This is a genomic window from Pseudarthrobacter linnaei (assembly GCF_055412825.1).
Window position 1 is genome coordinate 1 of record NZ_JBVAYX010000042.1, and the last position, 21495, is coordinate 21495.

A 21495-nucleotide genomic window follows, 5' to 3' on the forward strand; every position below is an offset into this window, starting at 1 on the left:
ACGAACTCGGTACGGGCATTCGGAGGAAATAACTTGACCATAAAACGCTCCATCAATCAGAGCGTTGCTACGACCATATGACTTTGCCGCCGGGATGGGAGCCCAAAGTGATAGCGCAACGGGAGGGTGGGGAGGGTGGGGAGGGTGGGCGGGGTCGGGAGGGCGGGCGGCCGGTTGCGGGGCGGGCCGCTTAACCGGGCTGCGGGCGGCCGTGGATCCGGACGGAGAGATCGTCCGCCGCTTTCCGCACCCGGGCGGCGAGGGCAGGCCACTCCTCGGGCGGGAGTTTGTCCTCGAGGAAGGTCACGGCGACGGCGGCGGTCGGCCAGCCCACATGGTCCGTGACGGCGGCCGCAATCGAGCCGAAGCCGGGCGTGACCTCCCCGTGTTCAGTGGCGTAGCCGCGCTGCCGGACCTGGTCCAGGTGCGAGGAGAGAGCCGAGTACTTCATGATCGGCGATTCGGTCCGGTGCCGGGCGGTGAACGCGGCCGCATTGGGGTACAGCGCCCGCACCTGCGACTTGGGCAGCGCGGCAAGGATCGCCCGCCCGCTCGCGGTCAGGTGGCTCGGCAGGCGCACCCCGACGTCGGTTACCAGAGAGGGGCGGTTCTTGGCCCGCTCCTCCACGATGTAGAGCACATCGCGGCCGTGCAGCACGGCGAGGTGGGCGCTTTCGCCGATCACGTCCACCAGCGAGGCGAGCAGCGGCCGGCCCAGTCGCGAGAGCGGCTCCTGCCGCGAATACGCGGAACTGAGTTCGAAGGCACTGATTCCCAGCCCGTAGCGCTGCTCCTCGTGCAGGTGCAGCACAAAACCGTTGGCCTCCATGACGCCCAGCAGGTGGTAGACACTGGAACGCGGCAGCCCCAGCGCGGTGGCAATGTTCGACGCCGCCATCGGACCCCGTTTGGAGGCCAGCAGCTTGAGGATGCGCAGGGTATTTTCAGCCGCCGGAACCTTGGAGGTCACCTTGGCCGGGGCGGCTTGGGGCGCCGGCCCGTCGGCTGGCGGGGTGCTGCTGGTGGCTGGCATGGATCCTCTTCAGGTGCTCGGTGTCCGGTATCCCGTACTTAAGCATGCGCCCCGGCCGGCACGCCGGACCGTCCGACACCCTCCCCGGTGTCTGGAATTCCGGATAACTCCGCGTTGCCCCGCCGCGGCAAGCAGAACCGGTCCCGGGCCGGAGGGGCATGTGCCTCTTGCCGCACCCCCGGCCGCGGTGCTTCGATGGACGCGTCAGCCGGGATGCAGGAGGGCCGCCATGCGCTGGATTGCGGGTTTGTTCCTGATCGCGCACGGCCTGGTGCATCTGGCCATCTGGCTGCCGAAGCCGGACGCGAAGGCACCGTTCGACGTCGGGCATTCACCGTTTGCCGGCGACGTCCGGCGGCTGGCATCCGTACTGGCCGTCGCGGCCGCCGTCGTCCTCGTGCTGGGCGGCCTCGGCCTGGTCGGCGACGCGCCCTGGTGGATTCCGGCTACGGTCACGGGCGCCGTGGTCTCGGCCGCACTGCTTCTCCTGACCTTCAACCGCTGGTGGCTCATCGGCCTGGGGATCAACGCCACGATCATCGGACTCGCGCTGCAGCTGCCCTGAAACGGGCGTCCTCAAACGGTGATGACCACTTTGCCGCGGGCGTGGCCGCTGTGAAGGTACCGGATGGCTTCCGGAGCGTCGCCCAGCGGATAGCTCTTCTCGATGACAGGGGTGACGGCACCGGTATCGATGAGCTGGGCCAGGTAACGGAGGTCTTCCTGCCGCTCCGTTGCCATCAGACCCGTGAGTTTCTGCCCGACGAAGGGGGAGAGCAGGGCCGCCCTGAGGGACCGTTCAAATCCTCCGGTCCAGCGGCCGCCGCCCTCGCCTCCAACAATCACGAGGGTTCCCCGGGGTTTCAGCGCCCGGCGGAGGACCGACAGCGGGCGGTTGCCTGCCGTGTCGAGAATGAGGTCGAACTGCCTCGCGCCGTCCCCGAAGTCGTCGTGCGTGTAGTCAATGACGTGATCGGCGCCGATCGACCGGACCAGATCCAGCTTCGCGGTGCTGCACACTCCGGTGACCTGCGCTCCGAGCGCCTTGGCGAGCTGGACGGCAAAGGAGCCCACTCCGCCGCCGGCGCCAATGATCAGCACGTCCTGCCCGGGCTGGAGCTGGCCGCTGTCGCGCAGGCCCTGCAGCGCCGTGGTGGCGGAGACGGGAACGGCTGCTGCCTGCTCGAAGGTGGCTTTCACCGGCTTCAGGGCGATCTTGCCCTCCTTGGCACAGACGAATTCTGCGAAGGTGCCCTCGGCCGTCCCGAACACTGCATCCCCCGGACGGAACCCGACGACGTTCCGCCCCACCGCCTCGACCCGGCCGGCGACTTCCCTGCCACGGATCGGGTTCCTGGGGGCCTTGAAGCCAAAGAAGGCCCGGGTCAGAAACGGCATTCCGGTCATGAGGTGCCAGACCCCCTGTTCGACGCCGGCGGCGTGGACCCGGATTAGCACGTCGTCGTCGCCCGGTACCGGGGTGTCAACGTCGCGCAGCACCAGCACATCCGCAGAGCCGTACACGTCCTGGACGATGGCTTTCATGGCGCCTCTCCTTCACTGTCCTGGTACTGGAATGCAGCGCCCAGCGGCACCTGGGGCGCACGGGCGGGAAGCGGCCCTGCTCAAAGCGCAGGAGACGAAAGGATTCGCGGCCCGGATCGGTTCTACCACGGCCGGAAGCCCGGCCGGTAGGGCACGCCGGCAACCGTGCCGGGGACGCCGATCCCGGCAGTGCGGAAGAGCCCGCCGGCCCTGCTGCCGGCTCCCCTGCGGGGATAAAATCAGTCATGGTCCCCGCCACCAACCTGCTGGCCTTTGCCCTCGCCGCCCTCCTTCTGATCGCCGTGCCTGGTCCCAGCGTGCTGTTCGTGATCGGACGGACGCTGGTCCTCGGCCGCCGGGGCGGGCTCCTGAGCGTGCTGGGGAACGCCGCCGGGGAGCTGTTGCAGATCGCCGCGGTGGCCCTGGGGGTGGGCGTGGTGCTGGCCCAGTCCGTACTGCTCTTCAGCGTGGTTAAGTTCGCCGGCGCGGCCTACCTCGTCTACCTCGGCATCCAGGCCATCCGGCACCGTGGCACAGGCCCGGCGGCGGCGGAGCCCCCGCGTCCGGCGTCGACCCTGCGGATCCTCCGGGAGGCATTCATCGTGGGTGCCACCAACCCCAAGTCGATTATTTTCTTCGTCGCCGTGCTGCCCCAGTTTGTGGACTACTCGGCCGGCGCCATCCCCTTGCAACTGGCGACGCTGGGGGCGTTGTTCCTCGCGATAGCACTGGTCTCGGACAGTGGCTGGGCGCTGATCGCCGGTTCTGCCCGCCGCTGGTTTGCCAGTTCGCCCCGGCGGATCGCCGCGCTGGGCACCGCCGGCGGGGCGATGATGATCGGGCTGGGCGGAACGCTTGTCCTGGTTGGTAACGGGGCGGATCCGCAGCGCAGCAAGTAGTCGGCGCTGCGTCCCAAGTGGTGCACGGTCTCGCCGGGGGAGGAGTTACTCGTGTGACGAGTGGGACTGAGGGCTACAGTAGCTCTCACGGCGGCACGGACCGGCCGGGGCGGGGGGCTGGGGAGCCTCCCAAGCTGTTCCGGACGTCCGCTGATAGTCCGAGTGGCACGCCTTCCGAAGGAGTTGTTCCGATGGAGTCCCCTGCATCTCCGCAAGCACAATACCAGCGACCGCAACACCAACGACGCCGGGTGGCCACTTTCCTGTGGGGAACTGTGAGCCGCGCCAGATTACCGCGCGTTCCGTTCCGGGTGGGACAGGTGGTGATCGGCGATGATCCGTTCAACGGCCGGCACCTGGGCACAGTCGCCGTGATCGATGCCCCCTACGTGGGTCTCCGGACAGCCGGCAGCGCGGCGGGGGACGTCACCTATTACGACTACCGGCAACTCCGGTACCCCGACTAGTGGACGGCCCAGATGACATGAGCACAGCGAATTTTTCCTCCCATTTCCTGACGATCGCGGAGGTCGCTGCGGCCATGCGGGTGTCCAAAATGACCGTCTACCGGCTGGTGAAGTCACACGCCATCGCGGCCGTGCGGGTGGGCCGGTCATTCCGGGTTCCCGAGGAGGCCGTCAACGACTACATCCGCCGCTCCACCGAACCGGCGACCACGGACCAGGGCGACGACAAAAAGAACGACACGAAAACTGACTGAACGGCCGCCCGCCACCGGGATAACCAGCCGCCAGAAACAACGCGGGGTCAGATCGCGCCCATCCCGGGGCCCGGGATGGGCGCGATCTGACCCCGTGTTGCTGTCTGGGTGGGTGCGGGCCGGGTGTTGCGCTACCGGGCGGACCAGCCGCCGTCCATCGTGTAGCTCGCGCCGGTGACCATGCCGGCGTCGTCGGAGGCCAGCCAGGCCACGAGGGAAGCGACCTCCTGCGGCTCTACGAGGCGCTTGACGGCGGCCTCGGTCAACATGATCTTGGTGAGTACCTCTGACTCCGGGATCCCGTGCACCTTGGCCTGGTCCGCGATCTGCGACTCGACCAGCGGCGTCCGGACGTAGCCGGGGTTGATGCAGTTGGAGGTGACGCCGTGCGCGCCGCCTTCCAGCGCGGTGACCTTGCTCAGGCCTTCCAGGCCGTGCTTCGCGGAGACATAGGCACTCTTGAACGGCGAGGCGCGGAGCCCGTGCACTGAGGACAGGTTGATGATCCGGCCGAAGTTGTTGGCGTACATGTGCGGCAGCGCGGCGCGGATGAGCAGGAACGGCGCTTCCAGCATGAGCGTGATGAGGCGGCGGAAGTCCGCCGGGTCGAAGTCCTCAATGGGGCTGATGCGCTGGATGCCGGCGTTGTTGACGAGGATGTCGCAGTCCAGGCTGACGGACTGCAGCGCCTCGACGTCGAGCAGGTTGACCGCCCAGGAGGTGCCGCCGACCTCGTCGGCGAGGGCCGTGGCCGCGGTTTCATCCATGTCCGCGATCACCACTTTGGCACCCCGTGCCGCCAGGGCGCGGACGCTCGCAGCGCCGATTCCGCCGGCTCCGCCGGTCACCAGGGCCTTTCGCCCGTTCAAGCTGCTCTCCATGTCCTGCACTCCTCAAGTTTGCGGTCGTCAACAGCCCAGAGGAGGTGCGATGCACAGCGCTGAGCAGCCGTACTGAGTATTGCCGCAGAAAGTGTGCGATTCAATGGTCAAACCAGCACCCCTTGTGTGCAGAATTGCAGATATGAATGCGAACCCGGATGACCTGCTCGTACTTCTGGCCGTCTCGCGCTCCGCGAAGTTCACGACGGCGGCGCAGTCCCTGGGGCTGAACCACACCACCGTGTCGCGCCGGATCGCGGCGCTGGAGAAGGCCCTGGGCGGCCGGGTGCTTTCCCGTGCCTCCGGCGGCTGGGAGCTCACGGAACTGGGCGCGGAAGCCGTGCTGGTGGCCGAGCAGGTGGAAGCGGCGATCCGGACCCTCGAACAGCCCGGCCGGGTGCCGGACCCGATCACCGGCGTCGTCCGGATGACCGCGACGGACGGTTTCAGTGCCTACATCGCGGCCCCCGCGGTGGCCAGGCTGCGCCGCGACCACCCAGGCCTCAGCGTCGAGATCATCACCGTGACGCGGCGGGCACTCCAGCAGCGTTCCGGGCTGGACATCGAGGTTGTGGTGGGCGAACCGCAGGTGCACCGGGCCGCGGCCGCCCGGCTCGGCGAGTACATGCTCGGCATGTACGCCTCCCGCGATTACCTTGCCGAGTACGGCACCCCCACGACGATCGAGGAACTCACCACCCATTCGCTGGTCTACTTCGTGGATTCCATGCTTCAGGTGGACGATCTGGATGCCCCGCGGCGCCTTGTGCCCACGATGCGGGACGGCCTGAGCTCCACCAATGTCTTCGTTCATGTGGAGGCAACCCGCGCCGGCGCCGGGATCGGATTCCTGCCCTGCTTCGCGGCGGACCTGCATCCGGATCTGGTCCGGCTGCTGCCGGAGGATTTCGCCGAACTGCTGCCGTACTGGATGGTGCTGCGGCCCGATTCCATGCGCCGTCCGGCCGTCGCGGCGGTGGTGCAGGCGCTGCGGGAACAGACCAAAGCCCACCGCAAGGCGCTCCTCGGGCGGGGAGGATACCCAGCGACTGCTCCGTAACCGCCGTTTTCGGGGCTCTAAAGGGCCGTTACGGAGCAGCCGACGGCGCCGTCGACGGCGCCGGCTCGACCGTTTGCGGGTCGCGGCGGACCGGGGCGCCGGCGGCAAAGGCCCGGACCTTGGCGTCATTCCAGATGTGGGCGGGCACCGCGCCGCCCAGCAGGCGCCGCGCCAGTCCCGGGTCGCCGTCGAACGGCAGATCACTGCCGGCCATGATCATGTTCCCGTAGCGCCTGCCCTTAAGCATGGCCGGGTCCGCGATGATCACGGTGTGCTTGAAGGTGTCCGCAATGGTTGCGGCGTCCTCGCGGGCGTTTCTCAGGTCCGGCGCATCGCCGGAGTTCACCACGTAGATCCCACCGGGGGCCAGGACGCGCATGGCGTGCTCGTTGAATTCCCTGGTGGTAAGGGGCCGCGGAGTCAGCGAGCCGGCAAAGACATCACGGATGATCAGGTCCCGGGTCTGCGGCGTCAGGCTTTCGGTGACCTCGCGGGCCTCCCCCACCCGCAGGCGCATCAGCGGCGCCTTCGGCAGGTCGAACCAGCCCCGGACATATTCGGCCAGTTTGCCGTCGAGCTCCACCACCACCTGGCGGGCCTCCGGGTAGGCCGCGTGGAAGTAACGGGCTAAGGAGCATGCCCCGCCGCCCAGGTGCAGGGCGCGCAACTTCGCCCGGGAGTGCCGCGGCCAGCGCGATTCCACCAGGGCCGAGATCCAGCGCATGTATTCGAAGTCGAGGAACAGCGGATCGGCCAGGTCGATGTGCGAGCTCATCACGCCGTTGATCCGCAGCAGCCAGCCGTTGGAGTTGTCCTGGTCAGCGATCAGCTCGCAATCACCGGTATCGATGTAGTAGATGCCCTCCAGGGGCCCCTCGGGGCGGCTGCCTTTCGGGATCTCCACCACTCCGGCGGACTTTTCGGTGTTGCTCCGGCCGGCGGCCCTGCCCCGCTTGGCCATCAGCCGTCCACCGTTTTGCTCATGTTTCAAGCCTAGTTCACCGGCCGGGCCGGGCCTCACCGCCGCTGCGCCCAGGGGCCTGCGGCAAAAGTTAAGCAAGGGTACTTACTATTTACTAGTAATCATGCTTACTATTATGTCTCCCGTTATTGCTGGTTTGTGATCAGCAGCCGATCTTGAAATGAGAGCGAAGATGACAGAGAACAAATGGCCCGAGGACGGCAGCTACGGCACTCCTGTGGCCACCCAGCAGAATCCCCTCCGCCCGGCAACCACTTTCCCGCCGACGTCGAACGTCAGCGCCACCGGGGGCGGGGACTCCAAGTCCGAGACCGCCAAGGTGGAGGCAGCTGACCTGAAGCGCCAGGCCGCGGATTCCGTCCAGAATGTGGCCGAGACGGCCAAAACGGAAGCCGCCAATGTCGCCGCCGAAGTGAAGACGAACGCCCGGGATCTCCTGCACCAGGCCAAGTCCGACCTGACCGACCAGGCCGGCACGCAGCAAAAGAAGGTCGCCGAGGGCCTGCGCTCGATCTCCACCGAACTGGAGACCATGGCCGATGCCTCCGAGCAGCCCGGCGTCGCCAGCGACCTCGTGCGCCAGGCGGCCGAGCGGTCTTCCGCCGTCGCAGGCTGGCTCGATGGGCGGGATCCGGGTTCGTTGCTGACCGAGGTTAAGTCCTTTGCCCGCCAGCGTCCCGGCACGTTCCTGCTGCTCGCGGCCGGCGCCGGCGTCCTCGCCGGACGGCTCAGCCGCAGCCTGAGTGCTGGAGCCCCGGAAACGGGTGCTGCCGGCACCGGCTCAACCCCCGTCACCAGGGTCCCTGACTCCGGCATGGCAGTTCCGCCGCCGCCCGTGCAGATGCCTGCCCCGGCAACCACGACGGCCGCCTTCTCCGAGACGTACCCGCCCAACCCGCTCGACGCCGACCCGCTCGGCGACGCTGACCGGCAGGACCGCTGGTCCTCCGAGCCTGTGGTGACCGACCCGCTCCGCCAGGATCCTCTCCGTGATGATCCCTTCGACGGTGGCCGTCGATGACCAGCGAAATGCCCCCCACCGCCGCGCACGCCAAGGCGGAGACGACGTCCCTGGGTGACCTGCTGGGCGATGTCACGCGGGACATGTCGACCCTGATGCGGCAGGAAGTCGAGCTGGCGAAGGTCGAGCTCAAGCAGTCCGCCACCCGGGCCGGTAAGGGCGCGGGGTTGCTGGCCGGCGCCGGAGTCGCAGGCCATTTCGTCCTGCTGTTCCTGTCCCTGGCGCTCTGGTGGGCGCTCGGGGACCTAATGGGACTGGGCTGGTCAGGTGTTGTTGTTGCCCTTATTTGGGGAATCGTCGCCGCAGTCCTGGCTTCCCGGGGCCGCAAGGAGCTCAACACGATCAAGGGCATGCCCCAGACCGCTGCGACGCTGCAGGAAATCCCGCCCACGCTCAAGCCAACCCCCTAAATACAACGAGGAAACACGATGAGTGAAAACCCGGATGTCATCCGAGCAGATATTGAAGCAACCCGCGCGCGGCTGGGCACGAATGTCGACGCCGTGGCGGACAAGGTCACGCCGTCCCACATCGTCCAGCGCCAGACCGACAAGGTCAAAGAAAACGTCAAAGACGCCGTCTTTGGAGTGAAGGAGAAAGTCATGGGAGCTGCCGAGAACACCGCCGGCAATGTCCACTCCGCCACCGGGTCCGCCGGGGCGCACCTGGGCGACGCCGGTGCAGCCATCGGGGACGCCCCCGCTCAGGTCAAGACCAAGACCCGGGGCAACCCCCTGGCGGCAGGCCTCATTGCGTTCGGGGCCGGCTTGTTGGTTTCCTCCCTGATCCCGGCCAGCCAGAAGGAACGCGAAGCCGCGGACGCCCTGAAGACCGCGGCCGAGCCGCTCACCACGGAACTCACGGAGGCCGCCAAGCACGTCGCGGAGGGTCTCAAGGAACCCGCCCAGGAAGCGATGGAGAACGTCAAGGCCACCGCCGCTGACGCGACCGGGCACGTCAAGGCCGAGGGCCAGGGCGCCGTGGCGGACGTCAAGGACCGCACCGCCGAGGCCAAGGACAACGTCCGGCAGGTCTGATCCCGCTGGCACCCGGCCGGCCGTCCTGCGCTCACGCGCCGGGCGGCCGGCTGACGCACTTAACCCCCGAAGGAAAATTTCCATGTCCAAGAACCCCGCCGCGGCACACACCCCGGCCGACGCCGAAACGCCGGAGAGCAGCACCGCCAAGTCGCGCACCGCGCCCGCACCGGACGACGCACGCAAACCAGACAGCCCCACGGACGTCAGCAAACCCTCCTGGAAGTACATCGCCCAAAAGACCTTCCGCGAATTCACCAAGGACCAGTGCCCCGACCTCGCCGCGGCCCTGACCTACTACTCAGTGCTCTCCATTTTCCCGGCGCTGCTGGCCCTGGTGTCCCTGCTCGGCATCTTTGGACAGCCCGAGAAAACCACCGGGGCCCTCCTGGAAATCGTCCAGGGCTTCGCGCCCGGTGACACAGTCGAGGCGATCCGCGAACCGGTTCAACAGCTCAGCAGCTCCTCCGCCGCCGGACTCACACTGGTCATCGGTATCCTCACCGCCCTGTGGTCCGCTTCCGGCTATGTCGGGGCCTTCGGCCGGGCCATGAACCGGATCTACGAAATCGATGAAGGCCGGCCCTTCATCAAGCTTCGCGGCACCATGCTCGCCGTCACCATCGCCACCGTGCTGATCGTCGTGCTGCTGGCTGCCATGCTGGTCCTCAGCGGCCCGGTCGCGGAGTCCGTCGGCAACGCCCTGGGCCTGGGCGGGGCAGTCCTGACCATCTGGAACATCGTCAAATGGCCACTCATCGTGCTCCTGGTCGTGGCCGCGATCGCCATCCTCTACTACGCCACCCCGAACGTGAAGCAGCCCAAGTTCCGCTGGATGAGCCTCGGATCCCTGATCGCCCTGGTGATCTTCCTGCTCGCCTCCCTGGCCTTCGGGTTCTACGTCGCCAACTTCAGCAGCTACAACGAGACCTACGGCACGATCGGCGGCGTCATCATTTCCCTGCTGTGGCTCTGGATCCTCAACATGTCGCTGCTGTTCGGCGCCGAGTTCGACGCCGAAATGGAGCGCGGCCGCCAGCTCCAGGCCGGCATCGAAGCCGAAGAAACCATCCAGCTTCCGCCCCGCGACACCAAACAAAGCGACAAACTCCAGGCACGCGAGGAAGAAGACATCCAACGCGGCCGCGAACTGCGTGAACGGAGCAGCGACGCCGACACACAGTCCGCCACTGATTCCCAGTCCACCCGGGCCCAGGGCCCCCGCAACCCGCGGGACCAAAGCCCCTAGCCCTTTCCGGGACCTTGGGTTCTACTGGGGGCCAAGTGCCGCCCGGGGGCGGACCAGGCTGACCGGGAGGACGCATGACGGCACCCGCCGCGGGGAACGAACGCACCACAGTGGCAGTGGGCTACGACGGGTCCGAGGCGGCGCAGGCGGCCGTCCGGTGGGCCGCTGAATACGCGGCCTCCGGAAGATACCGCCTCCGCGTGGTGCATGCCTGGGTCTGGCCCGTATTCACCAAGAAGCTCGGACCGGTCAAGGGCGTCGAAGGCAGCGGGCTGCGGCACGCGGCCGAGGTCGTCCTGGCGGAAGGTGTGGACCTGGCCCGCACGGCCGTCGCGGCGGCACAGCGCAGGTCCGTCCAGGGCCCGGCCGCACCCACCGCCGCGGCCGCGGAACCCGGTTCCGGTGAAGCACCCGGTGCAGCAGCGGCGTCCGCCGCCGCGGAATCCGGTTCCGGCGTCGAGGGTGTCATGGAAGCAGGGCTCCCGGCTCCCGTGTTGCGCAATGCCGCGCGTGATGCCCGCCTCCTGGTGGTCAGCAGCCGCGGACTCGGCGGCGTGCTGGGGCACGTTGCCGGATCGGTCTGTCTGGCCCTGGCCGGCTCCTCCCCCTGCCCTTTGCTGGTCATCCGCCGGCCGCGCAGCCCCGGCCAGCCTGCCGGTCCCGTCGTCGTTGGCATCGACGGGACCTCCCGGAGTTCCGCGGCGCTGGCCGGCGCCGCCCGGCTGGCGGGGGTGCTGGGCGCCGCCCTGCAGATCGTCCACATCGACCAGTCCCGCGGCAGGGCCCGTGAAGGGCACGGACGGCATGGCCCCCTGCACGGCCAGGAACTCCTGGACCACACCCTTGAGGAGGCCCGCCACCTCGCCCCGGAACTGTCGGTCTCCGGGGTCCTGCGGGTCGGCCGCGCAGCCTCCAGGGAATTGCTGGCGGCCGCCAGCGACGCCGAGGTACTGGTTATTGGAACGCACAACCGTGAGGGCGGCCCGGGCAACACTGTCACGGCCGTCCTGAACAAGGCGCGCTGCAATGTCCTGATTACGCGCTGACCCCGCTCCACCGGACCACCGCCTTCAGAGGGGAGCTGGAGGTTCTAGCAGAGGAGGACGCCCGTGCGAGCCTGGCGGGTTGGACAGCCCGGGCCGATGAGAAGCGGCCCCCTCGTGGCGGACGAGTGCCCCGATCCCCGGCCGGGTCCCGGGGAGGTGCTGTTGCGGGTCCGGGTGTGCGGGGTCTGCCGCACCGACCTGCACCTGGCCGAGGGGGACCTCGCCCCGCGGCGCCCGGGCGTGATTCCGGGACACGAGGTGGTAGGCGAAGTCATCACCTGCGGGGCCGGCGCCACCCGGTTCTCCCCCGGTGAACGCGTGGGGGTCGCCTGGCTCGGCGCGACCTGCGGCATCTGCCGTTTCTGCCTGCGCGGCGCGGAGAACCTCTGCCTCTCCCCCGTGTTTACCGGCTGGGACCGCGACGGCGGCTACGCGGAACTCATCACGGTAGCCGAAAACTTTGCCTACCGGCTCCCGTCAAGCTTCTCGGACGAGGAGGCCGCACCCCTGCTCTGCGCGGGAATCATTGGCTACCGCGCCCTCTGCCGCGCCGACCTGCCCATCGGCGGACGGCTGGGAATCTACGGCTTCGGTGGCTCCGCGCACCTGGCGGCCCAGATCGCCCTCTTCCAGGGCGCCCGCGTGTACGTGATGACACGGTCCGAAGAGGCCCGCGCCCTCGCCCTCGAGCTGGGGGCGGTCTTTGCCGGCGGCGCCGAGGAGCAGCCGCCCGATCCGCTGGATTCCGCCATCCTCTTCGCCCCGGCCGGGAGCCTGGTTCCGGTGGCCCTGCGCGCCCTGGACCGGGGCGGCACGCTCGCCGTCGCCGGCATCCATCTGAGTGACATTCCGCCGCTGCACTACGCTGCGGAGCTGTTCCAGGAACGCCAGCTCCGCAGCGTCACCGCCAACACCCGGGCTGACGGCGAGGAGTTCTTCCGGGTCGCCGCGGAGATCCCGCTGCGCCCCACCACGGTGCCCTATCCGTTCTCGGCCGCGAACAAGGCCCTGCTGGACCTGTCGGAGGACCGGGTCACGGGCGCGGCGGTGCTCCGGATGGACGCTCCGTAGCCGGTCTGGCGCGCCGGCCGGGTCAGCTATCCTTGCGCAGGAATACATGCTCCTGCCCGGCCTTGAGCAGCACCCGCTGGCTTCCCACGCGCACCAGCACCGGGGCGGCGTCGCCGGGGGCCGCCGACACCGACAGGCGGTCGCGTCGCAGCTGGACGGTGAGCATCTGGTCCCGGTAGCGGACCTGGAAGTGCACGCGGCTGAGTTCGACGGGCAGCCGCGGCGCGAAGTCGAGGGCGTCACGTGTGATCCGCAGCCCGGCGAAGCTGCGCTGGACGACGTCGATCGTCCCGGCCATGGCGCCCAGATGGATGCCGGAGCTTGTGGTTCCGCCCTGGGTGTCGTCCAGGTCCGCGTCCAGCGCCTCACGGAACACCGCCCATGCCCGCTCGGGGTCCCGCTGCGCCAGCACCGAGGCGTGGACCACCCGGCTGAGCGTGGAGCCGTGCGCAGTCCTGGCCAGGTAGAAGTCCACCGTGGCGGCCACCTGGCCGGGGGTGACGGTGTAGCCCATCCGGGCCAGGAATTCGATGAGCTGGTCCTCGCCCAGGACGTACAGCAGCATCAGGACATCGGCCTGCTTGGCCAGCCGGTAGTGGTTGGCGCTGTCCCCTTCCGCTTCCAGGATCAGATCCAGCCGCTCGATGAGCCCATAACTGCGGCGGTAGTGGTTCCAGTCGAGTTCCCGGAGCGCGCCGTAGCCGTCGAACTGGCTGATGACGCCGTCGTCGTGGAACGGAACGAACATGCGGCGGCTGAGGTGTTCCCAGGCCTCGATCTCGGCGGCGGTGACCAGCAGCCGGGCACGCAGCTCCTCCATGTCGAACCCCTGGACTGAATGCATGATCCAGACGGCCTGATCGAACACCCACGCCGCCATGATGTTGGTGTACGCGTTGTCGTTCAGCCCGCCTCCGGGGTCCCCCGGACTTCCGGTGTGGTATTCATCCGGGCCCATGACGCCGCGGAGGTGGAAGCGTTCGTCCGCCGGGTCCAGCTCCGCCATCGACGCGAACAACCGGGCGACGTCGACGATGATTTCCGCACCGTGCCCGGTCAGCCACCCGCGGTCCTGGGTGGCCTCGAAGTACTGCCAGGCGTTGTAGGCCACAGCCAGGCCAACGTGCCGCTGGAGCCGGGAATAGTCCTGCATCCAGTGCCCGGACCGGCTGTTGAACAGCAGTTTTGGCGTCTGTTCCGTGCCGTCGCTGCCGCTTTGCCACGGGAACATCGCCCCCTTCAGCCCCGCGTCCCGGGCCGCGTCCCGTGCAGCACCAAGCCGCCGCCACCGGTAGTCGAGCAACTCCCGCGCGACGGATGGCAGCCGCGAGTTCAGCAGCGGGAGCACAAAGAGTTCATCCCAGAAGACGTGTCCCCGGTAGCCCTCGCCGTGCAGCCCGCGGGCCGGTACGCCCGCGTCCAGTTCCGCGGTGTGGGTGGTGAGCGTCTGCAGCAGATGGAAGACGTGCAGGTTCAGGATGAGCTGCGCCTGCGAGCCGTCGACGAGATCGATGACGAAGGGTTCGAGCAGGATCGCCCAGGCGGCTTCGTGCTCGGCCTGCAGCGCCGCGAAGCCGCCCGTGGCGCGGGCCAGGGCGCTCCGGGCTGCCGTCAGCGGCGCTGCGACGGCGTGGTCACGCGAGGAGGCCACGGCCACGGTCTTGAGAACCGTCAGCGGCTCCCCGGATGCCACGGAAAGCTCGAAGCGGTGCGTGTGCAGCCCCCCCAGCTCTTCGGCGATCCCGGCCCCGTGCGGTCCGCCTGGCCCGGAGACCTCCGTCCGGAGCGCCAGGGCAATCCCGATCCCGCTGGTGACAGTCCGGACCTCCACGGTGAGGCCGGCGACTCCGGGGCCGGACCCGGAGTCGGCCGCCTTGACGGATCCCAGATGCCGGCTGGACAGCGCCGCATCCTCGGGGACATTGGAGTTGGTGACATCCGTGTCGCAGCCGCTGCGGATGCTGACGCCCCCGTCCCAGCCGATAGCTGTGATGACCGTTTCCAGTGCGGCCAGGTTCGGTGTGGCCATGGACACGAGGCGGCGCTGCAGCAGCCTCAGCTGCCGGCCGGCGCCGTCCTCCAGGAGCGCCTCCCGGCTCAGCACCGCCCGCTTCAGGTCCAGGGTGCGCCGCTCGCTGCGGAGCGAGAGCCCGCCCTCGGACCACCAGCCGCCGTCGCCGATCCGGAGATCCAGGGGCAGCCAGTTGGGGATGTTGACCATGTGCTCATCGTCGGATTCCTGGTCCAGGACCTCACTGTGCAGGCTGTTGTAGACCCCGGCGAGATAGCTGCCGGGATAGTGCACTTCCCCGGCCCGGCGCTCCGGGGCGGCACCGCGGGTGGCCAAGTAGCCGTTGCCCAAGGTGGTGAGGGCCTCGCGGTGGCCCTCGTGCGCCGGGTCGAATCCCTCGTAGACCAGCAGCCACGGGTGCGTGATGACGAGGCCGATGTCCAGCTGGCTGACGTCCTCGACGACGACGTCGGCGCCCGCCGCTTCCAGCAGATCCCGGTGACCGGCCCGGTCAATACCGACGACCAGCCCAAAGCCGCCGCGCCGGCCGGCCTTCACACCGGAGACTGATTCCTCGACCACCATCGCCCGGGCGGGCGGGATTTCCAGCCGGCGCACCGCTTCCAGCGGCAACGCGGGGGCCGGTTTTCCTGCGACATCGCGCTCCAGGGCCGTCTGCCCGTCGATGACGTGGTCGAAGACGTCCGCGAGCCCTGCGGCGGCCAGCAGCGCGCCGGCGTTCCTGGCCGAGGTGGCGAGCACCACGGGGATCCGGCCGGCCTTCAGCCGGCCGAGCAGGTCCGTGGTGCCTGGGAAGGCCCGGACGGGGTTGGTGCTGAGCAGTTTGTCGAACAGTTCGTTCTGGCGTGCCGCGAGGCCGAAGGCACTCCACTCCCCGGAACCATCCGAGGGTGCGCCGTCCGGGACGGCCCCGCCGCGGGAGCGCAGGAAGGTGGCTACAGCATCCTCCCAGGTCCGGCCCGCCACCAGGTCCAGGTAGTCATCGGTGCTGAACGGATCCCGGCGGGTCCCGGCCGGAAGCCGCGGGTCCTGGAAGACCTCGTCGAAGAGCTGTTCCCAGGCCGCCGCGCGGAGCTCCGCCGTGTCCGTAACCACCCCGTCGAGGTCAAAAATCACGGCATCGACGGGCGCCAGGGCGGCGGCGAGGGTGGGCGACTCCGTCATGCCACAGTCGTATCAGCCTTCAGGCCTGCGCGACAGGGGCGTTGTGCCGCAAGGTCCGGCCAGTCACGGGTTTCCGTGCCGGCGTCAGCCCAGCAGGGCATCGAGGGTGGTGAAGCCGTAGCCCGCCTGGCGGATCCGTTCGATCATCCTGGGCAGGGCGTCGGCGTCGAGCGTGGTCCCGTCGTCGGGGTTGGAGCCGATGTGCATCAGCACGATCTCCCCGGGCCGGAGCCCGGCCAGCACCCGGTCAGCCACGATTCGGGCCGTGATCCCTCCGCTGCTGCCCTTCCAACCCAGCGTGTCCACGGTCCAGCGGACCGGCAGGTAGCCGTAGGCGTTGACCGTGGCGATGGTGCGGGCGTCGCGTTCGCCGAACGGGAATCGGAACAGCGGCCGCGGATCCCCTCCGCCGGACCGGATCGCCTGCTCGGCCCCCGAGAGCTGCTGCCCGATCGCGGCGTCGGGGAGCCCGGTGAAGCCAGGATGGGTCATCGAATGGTTGCCCAGCCGGTGGCCGCCCGCCACGATCGCCGCGACTCCCGCCGGGTTGGCTGCGGCCCAGTTGCCGGTGAGGAAGAATGTGCCGCCCACCCGCGTGGCGGCCAGGGTCTGCAGGATGCTGGGCAGCCCGGCGGAGTTGGCTCCGGCGTCGAACGTCAGCGCCACCACCGCGCCGGCCCCCGGAATCACCTCAAGGTCGCGGCCGGCGAGCGCAGCGGGAAACGGGGCGGCCGGGGCGGGCGGGGGAACAGGCGGAGGTGGAGGTGGAGGAGCCGGCGGCGCGGGGGGCGGGAGGGTGGGCAGCGGCGCGGGCCCCGCCGCCGTTTCGCTGGGGGTGGGGACCGGAACGTCCGACGGCGACGGCCCCGGCGTCGCGCTGTCCGAGGGGCTGGCCGTGGCCGGGATCATCGGGGAAAGCGGCGCCGTGGGCGACGGTGACGCCGCCGGTTCGGCCACTGGCGGGACCGTCGTCAGGACGGCGGCCAGCACCACTGCGGCGGACAGCAAAAGCACCGCGGCTACGGCTGCAAGCCACCGGCGCCGGTCGGACAGGAACGACCACATGCTTCACTGTGGCGCCACCGGCCACAGCCGAACTAGGGCTGAAATGCCCAGTGCCAGCCAAACCTCCCAAGCAACGCGGGGTCACCTAGCGCCCATGGTGAGACTCCGGATGGGCGCGATCTGACCCCGCGTTGCTTGGGTTGTCAGGTTGCCGCCGCATGCCTGACTACCGTATGCCGTAACCTGCGCCTGCAGGGCTGTCCGCGGGAGGGGTCCGCAGTAAGATTCAGATGAGGGGACTACCCGTGAAGATAGCGCGAATTCTGAGGCAGGATATCCGTGAAACTTTTGCTCCGGTATCCGCTTGTTGCGGGCACGATAGCTGCCCTGCTCGCGGTGCTCGTACTGCTCCTGTCCGGGCAGCCCCTGATTGCTCAGATCTCGGCCAGCGGCTACGCACTGGCTGTGGCGGCTTACCTGGCCGTGGGCATGGTCCGCCGGCTGATGGGCGGCCAGTGGGGCATCGATATTCTGGCGGTCACCGCAATCATCAGTACAGTGCTCGTGGGCGAGTACATCGCCTCCATGATCATTGTCCTGATGATGGCCGGAGGCACCGCCCTTGAGGACTTCGCGGCCGGCCGGGCCAAGAAAGAACTGACCTCCCTGTTGGAGCGTGTGCCGCAGACGGCCCACCGGGAACGCGCCGGCAGCTCCGCCGCCGGTAGCTCCGCCGACGGCCAGCATGAGGATGTTGCCGCCACCGAGGTCCAGATCGGGGACATCCTGCTGGTGAGGCCGGGTGAAGTGGTGCCGCTGGACGGCGTCCTGCTCTCTGAATCCGGCAGCTTCGACGAATCCTCGCTCACCGGGGAAAGCCTGCCGGTGGAGCGGGTTGCCGGCGAGCCGCTGATGAGTGGCTCCCTGAACGGTGAGGCCGCGGTCCGGATGCAGGTCTCGGCCCGGATGGAGGATTCGCAGTACAGCCGCATTGTGGCCCTGGTCAAGGAGGCGGCGGACAGCAAAGCGCCCATGGTGCGGCTCGCGGACCGGTACGCCGTTCCGTTCACGGCCCTCGCCTATTTCCTTGGCGCGGTCGGCTGGATCATCAGCGGCGACCCGGCCCGGTTCGCGGAAGTGCTGGTCGTGGCCACCCCGTGCCCGCTGCTGATCGCCGCTCCCGTGGCGTTCCTGGGCGGCATGAGCCGCGCCGCGAAGAGCGGCATCATCGTCAAGTACGCCGGCGTCCTGGAACAGCTGAGCCGGATCAAGACGGTCGCCTTCGACAAGACCGGCACCCTCACCTACGGCCGACCGTCCCTGGTCGGAGTCCGGACTTCAGGGGCCTTCACCGAGGATGAGGTTCTCGCGATGGCGGCCTCCGCCGAACAGTATTCCTCCCATGTGCTGGCCGCCTCGGTGATGGAGGCCGCGCGCACCCGCAACCTGATGTTCGAAACCGCCACGGAGGCCACCGAATTCGCCACGCACGGTGTCCGGGCCCGGTTCGACGGCCGCGACGTGGTGGTCGGCAAGCCCAACTTCGTGGCCGAATCGGCCCCCGGCGTCGTGGAAACCGAGCTGGCCAGCGGGGAACTCGCCATCTACGTGGGCGTGGCCGGGGAATTCGCCGGATCCCTCGTGATGAGCGACCCGATCCGCAAGGAAACCCGCCGTACCCTGGCAGAGCTCCAGGAACTCGGCGTCACCGAGACGGTCATGCTGACCGGCGACGCGCTCGCCACGGCCCGGCACATCGCGGACGAGGCCGGACTCACCGACGTCCGCGCCGAGTGCCTGCCCGCGGACAAGGTCGAAGCCGTCCGGGCCCTGCCCCTCCGCCCGGTCATGATGGTCGGCGACGGCGTCAACGACGCGCCCGTCCTGGCCGTCGCCGACGTCGGGATCGCCATGGGTGCGCGCGGCTCGACGGCGGCCGGCGAGTCGGCCGACGTCGTGATCATCCTCGATGACCTGTCCAAGGCCGCCTCCGCCATGCGGATCGGCCAGCGCACCATCAAAGTGGCACTGCAGAGCATCTGGATCGGGATCGGGCTGAGCGTGGCGCTGATGATCGCAGCGGCGGCCGGCTATATCCCGGCCATCGCCGGCGCCCTGTCCCAGGAGCTCGTGGACCTCGCCACGATCCTCAATGCGCTGCGCGCCCTCAGCCCCGGCCGGAAGGGGGCCGGAACAAAGGCGCCGGGGCAGAAGGCCCCCGGCGGCGCTACCGGGCCGACGCCTGCCTCTCGGCTTCCGCGATCCGCGGAACGGTCCTGAGATAGCTGTCCGGGTTCAGTGAGATCGAATCGATGCCCTCACTGACCAGGAACGCCGCGAACTCCGGGTGGTTGCTGGGACCCTGGCCGCAGATGCCGATCTTGATTCCGGCGGTGTGGGCCTTGCGAATGGCCTCGCTGATCATCGCCATGACGGCCTCGTCCCGCTCATCGAAGAGTGCGGCCAGCTGCGCGGAATCACGGTCCACGCCCAGGACCAGCTGGGTGAGGTCGTTGGAGCCAATGGAGAACCCGTCGAAGCGGGTGGCGAACCTGTCGGCGAGGACAACGTTGGACGGGATCTCGCACATCATGTAGACCTGCAGGCCGTGCTCGCCCCGGACCAAGCCGTTCTCCGCCATCACGGCCAGCACCCGGTCCGCTTCCTGCGGGGTCCGGCAGAACGGGATCATCACGATGATATTGCCGAACCCGAGCTTCTCCCGGACCCGTTTGAGGGCCTCACACTCGAGGGCGAAACCCTCGCGGTAGCGCTCGTCGTAGTAGCGGGAGGCGCCGCGGAAGCCGAGCATGGGGTTCTCCTCCGGCTCCTCGAAGGCGGAACCGCCGATCAGGTGCGCGTACTCGTTCGTCTTGAAGTCGCTGAGCCGGACGATCACCGGCCGGGGATGGTAGGGCGCGGCGATCTTGGCGATGCCCAGGGCCAGGGCGTCCACGAAGTAGTCCTTCGGGTCCGCGTAGCCGCTGGTCAGGGCGCGGATCTGCTCGGCTTCACCCGGGTCGGTGACCCGCTCGGGATGGACCAGTGCCATCGGGTGGACCCGGATCAGGGCGCTGATGATGAACTCCATCCGGGCCAGCCCGACGCCGTCGGCCGGCAGCCGCCACCACTGGAACGCGGCCGCGGGGCTGGCGATGTTGACCATGACTTTGGTGTGCGTCTCCGGCAGCTCCCCGAGGTCCACCTCCTCGGTTTCAAACGCGAGGCTGCCCCGGTAGACGCGGCCCTCATCACCCTCGGCGCAGGAGATGGTCACGGCAAGGCCTTCCGCCAGGACGGTGGTGGCGTTGCCGGTGCCGACGACGGCGGGGACCCCGAGTTCGCGGCTCACGATCGCCGCGTGGCTCGTCGGGCCGCCGTGGTCCGTCACGATGCCGGCCGCCCGTTTCATGATGGGAACCCAGTCCGGGTCGGTCATTTCGGTGACAAGGATGGCGCCGTCGCGGAAGTTGTCGATGTCCGCCGCGCTCCTGATCACGCAGGCGGTGCCCTGCGCGATCGAATCGCCGATCGCGGCGCCGCGGGCCAGGACGGTGCCGGTTTCCAGCAGGTGGTGGAGGGTGAACCGGGCGCCGGTCTTCTGCGACTGGACCGTCTCGGGCCTGGCCTGGACCATAAACAGCTCCCCGGTCACACCGTCCCGGGCCCATTCCATGTCCATCGGCCGGGCATAGTGCTCCTCAACGATGACGGCCCAGCGCGCCAGGGAGAGGATCTCCGCGTCCTCCAGGACGAAGGCGCGGCGTTCCGCGTCCGAGGTGTCCACCATTTTGGTGCGGGCGTGGCCGCCGCGGCTGTAGACCATTTTTCGGGCCTTGGAACCGAGCGTCTTTTCGATGATCGGCGCGAACTCCGGCTGCGCCAGGAGCGGCTTGAACACGAGGTATTTGTCCGGGTTGATGGTGCCCTGGACCACGGTTTCGCCCAGGCCCCAGGCGGCGCTGACGACCGCCACCCGGGGGAACCCGGAATCGGTATCGATGGAGAACATCACCCCGGAGGCGCCGACGTCGGAGCGCACCATCCGCTGCACCCCGATCGAGAGCGCGACGTCGAGGTGGTCAAAGCCCTTGACCTCGCGGTAGCTGATGGCCCGGTCGGTGAAGAGCGAGGCATAGCAGCGGCGGCAGGCATCCAGGAGCTCCCGCTCCCCGGCGATGTTCAGGAACGTCTCCTGCTGCCCGGCGAAGCTCGCGTCCGGCAGGTCCTCGGCGGTGGCGCTGCTGCGGACCGCGACCGAGAGCCGGTCCAGTCCGGCGCGCTCCCCCAGTTCCCGGTAGTGGGAGCGGATGGATTCGCCGATGTCCGCAGGGAACTCACTGTCCAGGAAGAGCTCCCGGATGGCCTCCCCGGTGGCGCGCAGGGAGGTTTCGCCCGCACGGTAGGACTGGATCCGCGAGCGCATCTCGGCCTCAATCCCGTTGGCCTCGAGGAACCGGCGGTAGGCGTCCGCGGTGGTGGCGAAGCCGTCCGGCACGCGCACCCCCTCTGCGTTGAGGGACTGGATGAGTTCGCCGAGGGAGGCGTTCTTGCCGCCCACCTGCGGGACATCGCCCATCCCGATCTCGTCGAACCACAGCACCGGGGATTCAGCCATGTCGCAGCTCCTGCTTTCGGCAAATAGGAAAGGGCGCGCCGGACACCGGCGCCTTTGGACCATCCTGTGGCGGCGGGCCCTCCGGTGTCAGAGGCTTTGGACCTTTGTGGCCGTGGCGGCCTTCCCGGCCC

The 21495-nt window shown here is 68.8% G+C and carries 19 protein-coding genes; 12 read left to right on the forward strand and 7 right to left on the reverse strand.

The window, feature by feature from the left end; genetic code table 11:
• Positions 1-190 precede the first annotated feature (190 nt).
• The gene (locus tag ACZYZ3_RS19525) at positions 191-1033 is read right to left on the reverse strand and encodes an IclR family transcriptional regulator (protein WP_463965443.1); all 843 of its coding nucleotides are present in this window, start codon (positions 1031-1033) and stop codon (positions 191-193) included.
• Between the two features lie 229 nt (positions 1034-1262).
• On the opposite strand from ACZYZ3_RS19525, the gene ACZYZ3_RS19530 reads away from it, so the two are divergent.
• A complete protein-coding gene (locus ACZYZ3_RS19530) occupies positions 1263-1598 on the forward strand; it encodes a hypothetical protein (RefSeq protein WP_463965444.1) in 336 nt (111 codons plus the stop codon).
• Positions 1599-1609: 11 nt separating this feature from the next.
• On the opposite strand, the gene ACZYZ3_RS19535 is transcribed toward ACZYZ3_RS19530, so the two are convergent.
• Positions 1610-2578 carry an NAD(P)-dependent alcohol dehydrogenase gene (locus tag ACZYZ3_RS19535; RefSeq protein WP_463965445.1) on the reverse strand — a complete coding sequence of 323 codons (969 nt, stop codon included), beginning with the start codon at positions 2576-2578 and terminating at the stop codon, positions 1610-1612.
• Between the two features lie 245 nt (positions 2579-2823).
• Here ACZYZ3_RS19535 and ACZYZ3_RS19540 point away from each other — a divergent pair, with 245 nt between their 5' ends.
• From ACZYZ3_RS19540 to ACZYZ3_RS19550, 3 genes are all read left to right on the forward strand, one after another.
• The gene (locus ACZYZ3_RS19540) at positions 2824-3477 is read left to right on the forward strand and encodes a LysE family translocator (RefSeq protein WP_463965446.1); all 654 of its coding nucleotides are present in this window, start codon (positions 2824-2826) and stop codon (positions 3475-3477) included.
• A 251-nt stretch (positions 3478-3728) separates the two neighbouring features.
• A complete protein-coding gene (locus ACZYZ3_RS19545; RefSeq protein ID WP_463965447.1) occupies positions 3729-3944 on the forward strand; it encodes a hypothetical protein in 216 nt (71 codons plus the stop codon).
• A 17-nt stretch (positions 3945-3961) separates the two neighbouring features.
• Entirely contained in the window at positions 3962-4198 is a 237-nt protein-coding gene (locus ACZYZ3_RS19550) for a helix-turn-helix domain-containing protein (protein WP_463965448.1), read from the forward strand.
• 131 nt (positions 4199-4329) lie between these two features.
• On the opposite strand, the gene ACZYZ3_RS19555 is transcribed toward ACZYZ3_RS19550, so the two are convergent.
• Positions 4330-5079, reverse strand: a complete 750-nt coding sequence (locus ACZYZ3_RS19555) for a 3-hydroxybutyrate dehydrogenase (protein ID WP_463965449.1) — start codon at positions 5077-5079, stop codon at positions 4330-4332.
• 142 nt (positions 5080-5221) lie between these two features.
• Here ACZYZ3_RS19555 and ACZYZ3_RS19560 point away from each other — a divergent pair, with 142 nt between their 5' ends.
• A complete protein-coding gene (locus tag ACZYZ3_RS19560) occupies positions 5222-6139 on the forward strand; it encodes a LysR family transcriptional regulator (RefSeq protein ID WP_463965450.1) in 918 nt (305 codons plus the stop codon).
• Between the two features lie 28 nt (positions 6140-6167).
• Here ACZYZ3_RS19560 and ACZYZ3_RS19565 read toward each other — a convergent pair whose 3' ends face one another.
• A complete protein-coding gene (locus ACZYZ3_RS19565; protein WP_463965451.1) occupies positions 6168-7100 on the reverse strand; it encodes a spermidine synthase in 933 nt (310 codons plus the stop codon).
• Between the two features lie 193 nt (positions 7101-7293).
• Between ACZYZ3_RS19565 and ACZYZ3_RS19570 the strand changes: the two genes are divergently transcribed.
• The 6 genes from ACZYZ3_RS19570 (at position 7294) to ACZYZ3_RS19595 (ending at position 12545) form a co-directional block, all read left to right on the forward strand.
• A complete protein-coding gene (locus ACZYZ3_RS19570) occupies positions 7294-8142 on the forward strand; it encodes a hypothetical protein (RefSeq protein WP_463965452.1) in 849 nt (282 codons plus the stop codon).
• Positions 8139-8552 carry a phage holin family protein gene (locus ACZYZ3_RS19575; RefSeq protein WP_463965453.1) on the forward strand — a complete coding sequence of 138 codons (414 nt, stop codon included), beginning with the start codon at positions 8139-8141 and terminating at the stop codon, positions 8550-8552. The genes ACZYZ3_RS19570 and ACZYZ3_RS19575 overlap by 4 nt, the downstream gene beginning before the upstream one ends.
• 18 nt (positions 8553-8570) lie before the next feature.
• A complete protein-coding gene (locus tag ACZYZ3_RS19580; protein WP_463965454.1) occupies positions 8571-9179 on the forward strand; it encodes a DUF3618 domain-containing protein in 609 nt (202 codons plus the stop codon).
• An 82-nt stretch (positions 9180-9261) separates the two neighbouring features.
• A complete protein-coding gene (locus tag ACZYZ3_RS19585; RefSeq protein ID WP_463965455.1) occupies positions 9262-10428 on the forward strand; it encodes a YihY/virulence factor BrkB family protein in 1167 nt (388 codons plus the stop codon).
• Between the two features lie 74 nt (positions 10429-10502).
• Positions 10503-11474 (forward strand): universal stress protein, encoded by a 972-nt coding sequence (locus ACZYZ3_RS19590; protein WP_463965456.1) that lies wholly within the window; start codon positions 10503-10505, stop codon positions 11472-11474.
• 63 nt (positions 11475-11537) lie between these two features.
• A complete protein-coding gene (locus ACZYZ3_RS19595; protein ID WP_463965457.1) occupies positions 11538-12545 on the forward strand; it encodes a zinc-dependent alcohol dehydrogenase family protein in 1008 nt (335 codons plus the stop codon).
• 22 nt (positions 12546-12567) lie between these two features.
• Here the strand turns inward: ACZYZ3_RS19595 and ACZYZ3_RS19600 are convergent, their stop codons facing one another.
• Positions 12568-15741: an HAD family hydrolase gene (locus ACZYZ3_RS19600; RefSeq protein WP_463965458.1), complete on the reverse strand. Its 3174-nt coding sequence runs from the start codon at positions 15739-15741 to the stop codon at positions 12568-12570.
• Between the two features lie 84 nt (positions 15742-15825).
• Entirely contained in the window at positions 15826-16806 is a 981-nt protein-coding gene (locus ACZYZ3_RS19605; protein WP_463965459.1) for a polysaccharide deacetylase family protein, read from the reverse strand.
• Between the two features lie 279 nt (positions 16807-17085).
• Between ACZYZ3_RS19605 and ACZYZ3_RS19610 the strand changes: the two genes are divergently transcribed.
• The gene (locus tag ACZYZ3_RS19610) at positions 17086-19026 is read left to right on the forward strand and encodes a heavy metal translocating P-type ATPase (RefSeq protein WP_463965460.1); all 1941 of its coding nucleotides are present in this window, start codon (positions 17086-17088) and stop codon (positions 19024-19026) included.
• Here ACZYZ3_RS19610 and ppsA read toward each other — a convergent pair.
• Positions 18974-21364 carry a phosphoenolpyruvate synthase gene (gene ppsA, locus ACZYZ3_RS19615; RefSeq protein WP_463965461.1) on the reverse strand — a complete coding sequence of 797 codons (2391 nt, stop codon included), beginning with the start codon at positions 21362-21364 and terminating at the stop codon, positions 18974-18976. The two genes, ACZYZ3_RS19610 and ppsA, sit on opposite strands and share 53 nt — an antisense overlap.
• Positions 21365-21495 lie beyond the last annotated feature (131 nt).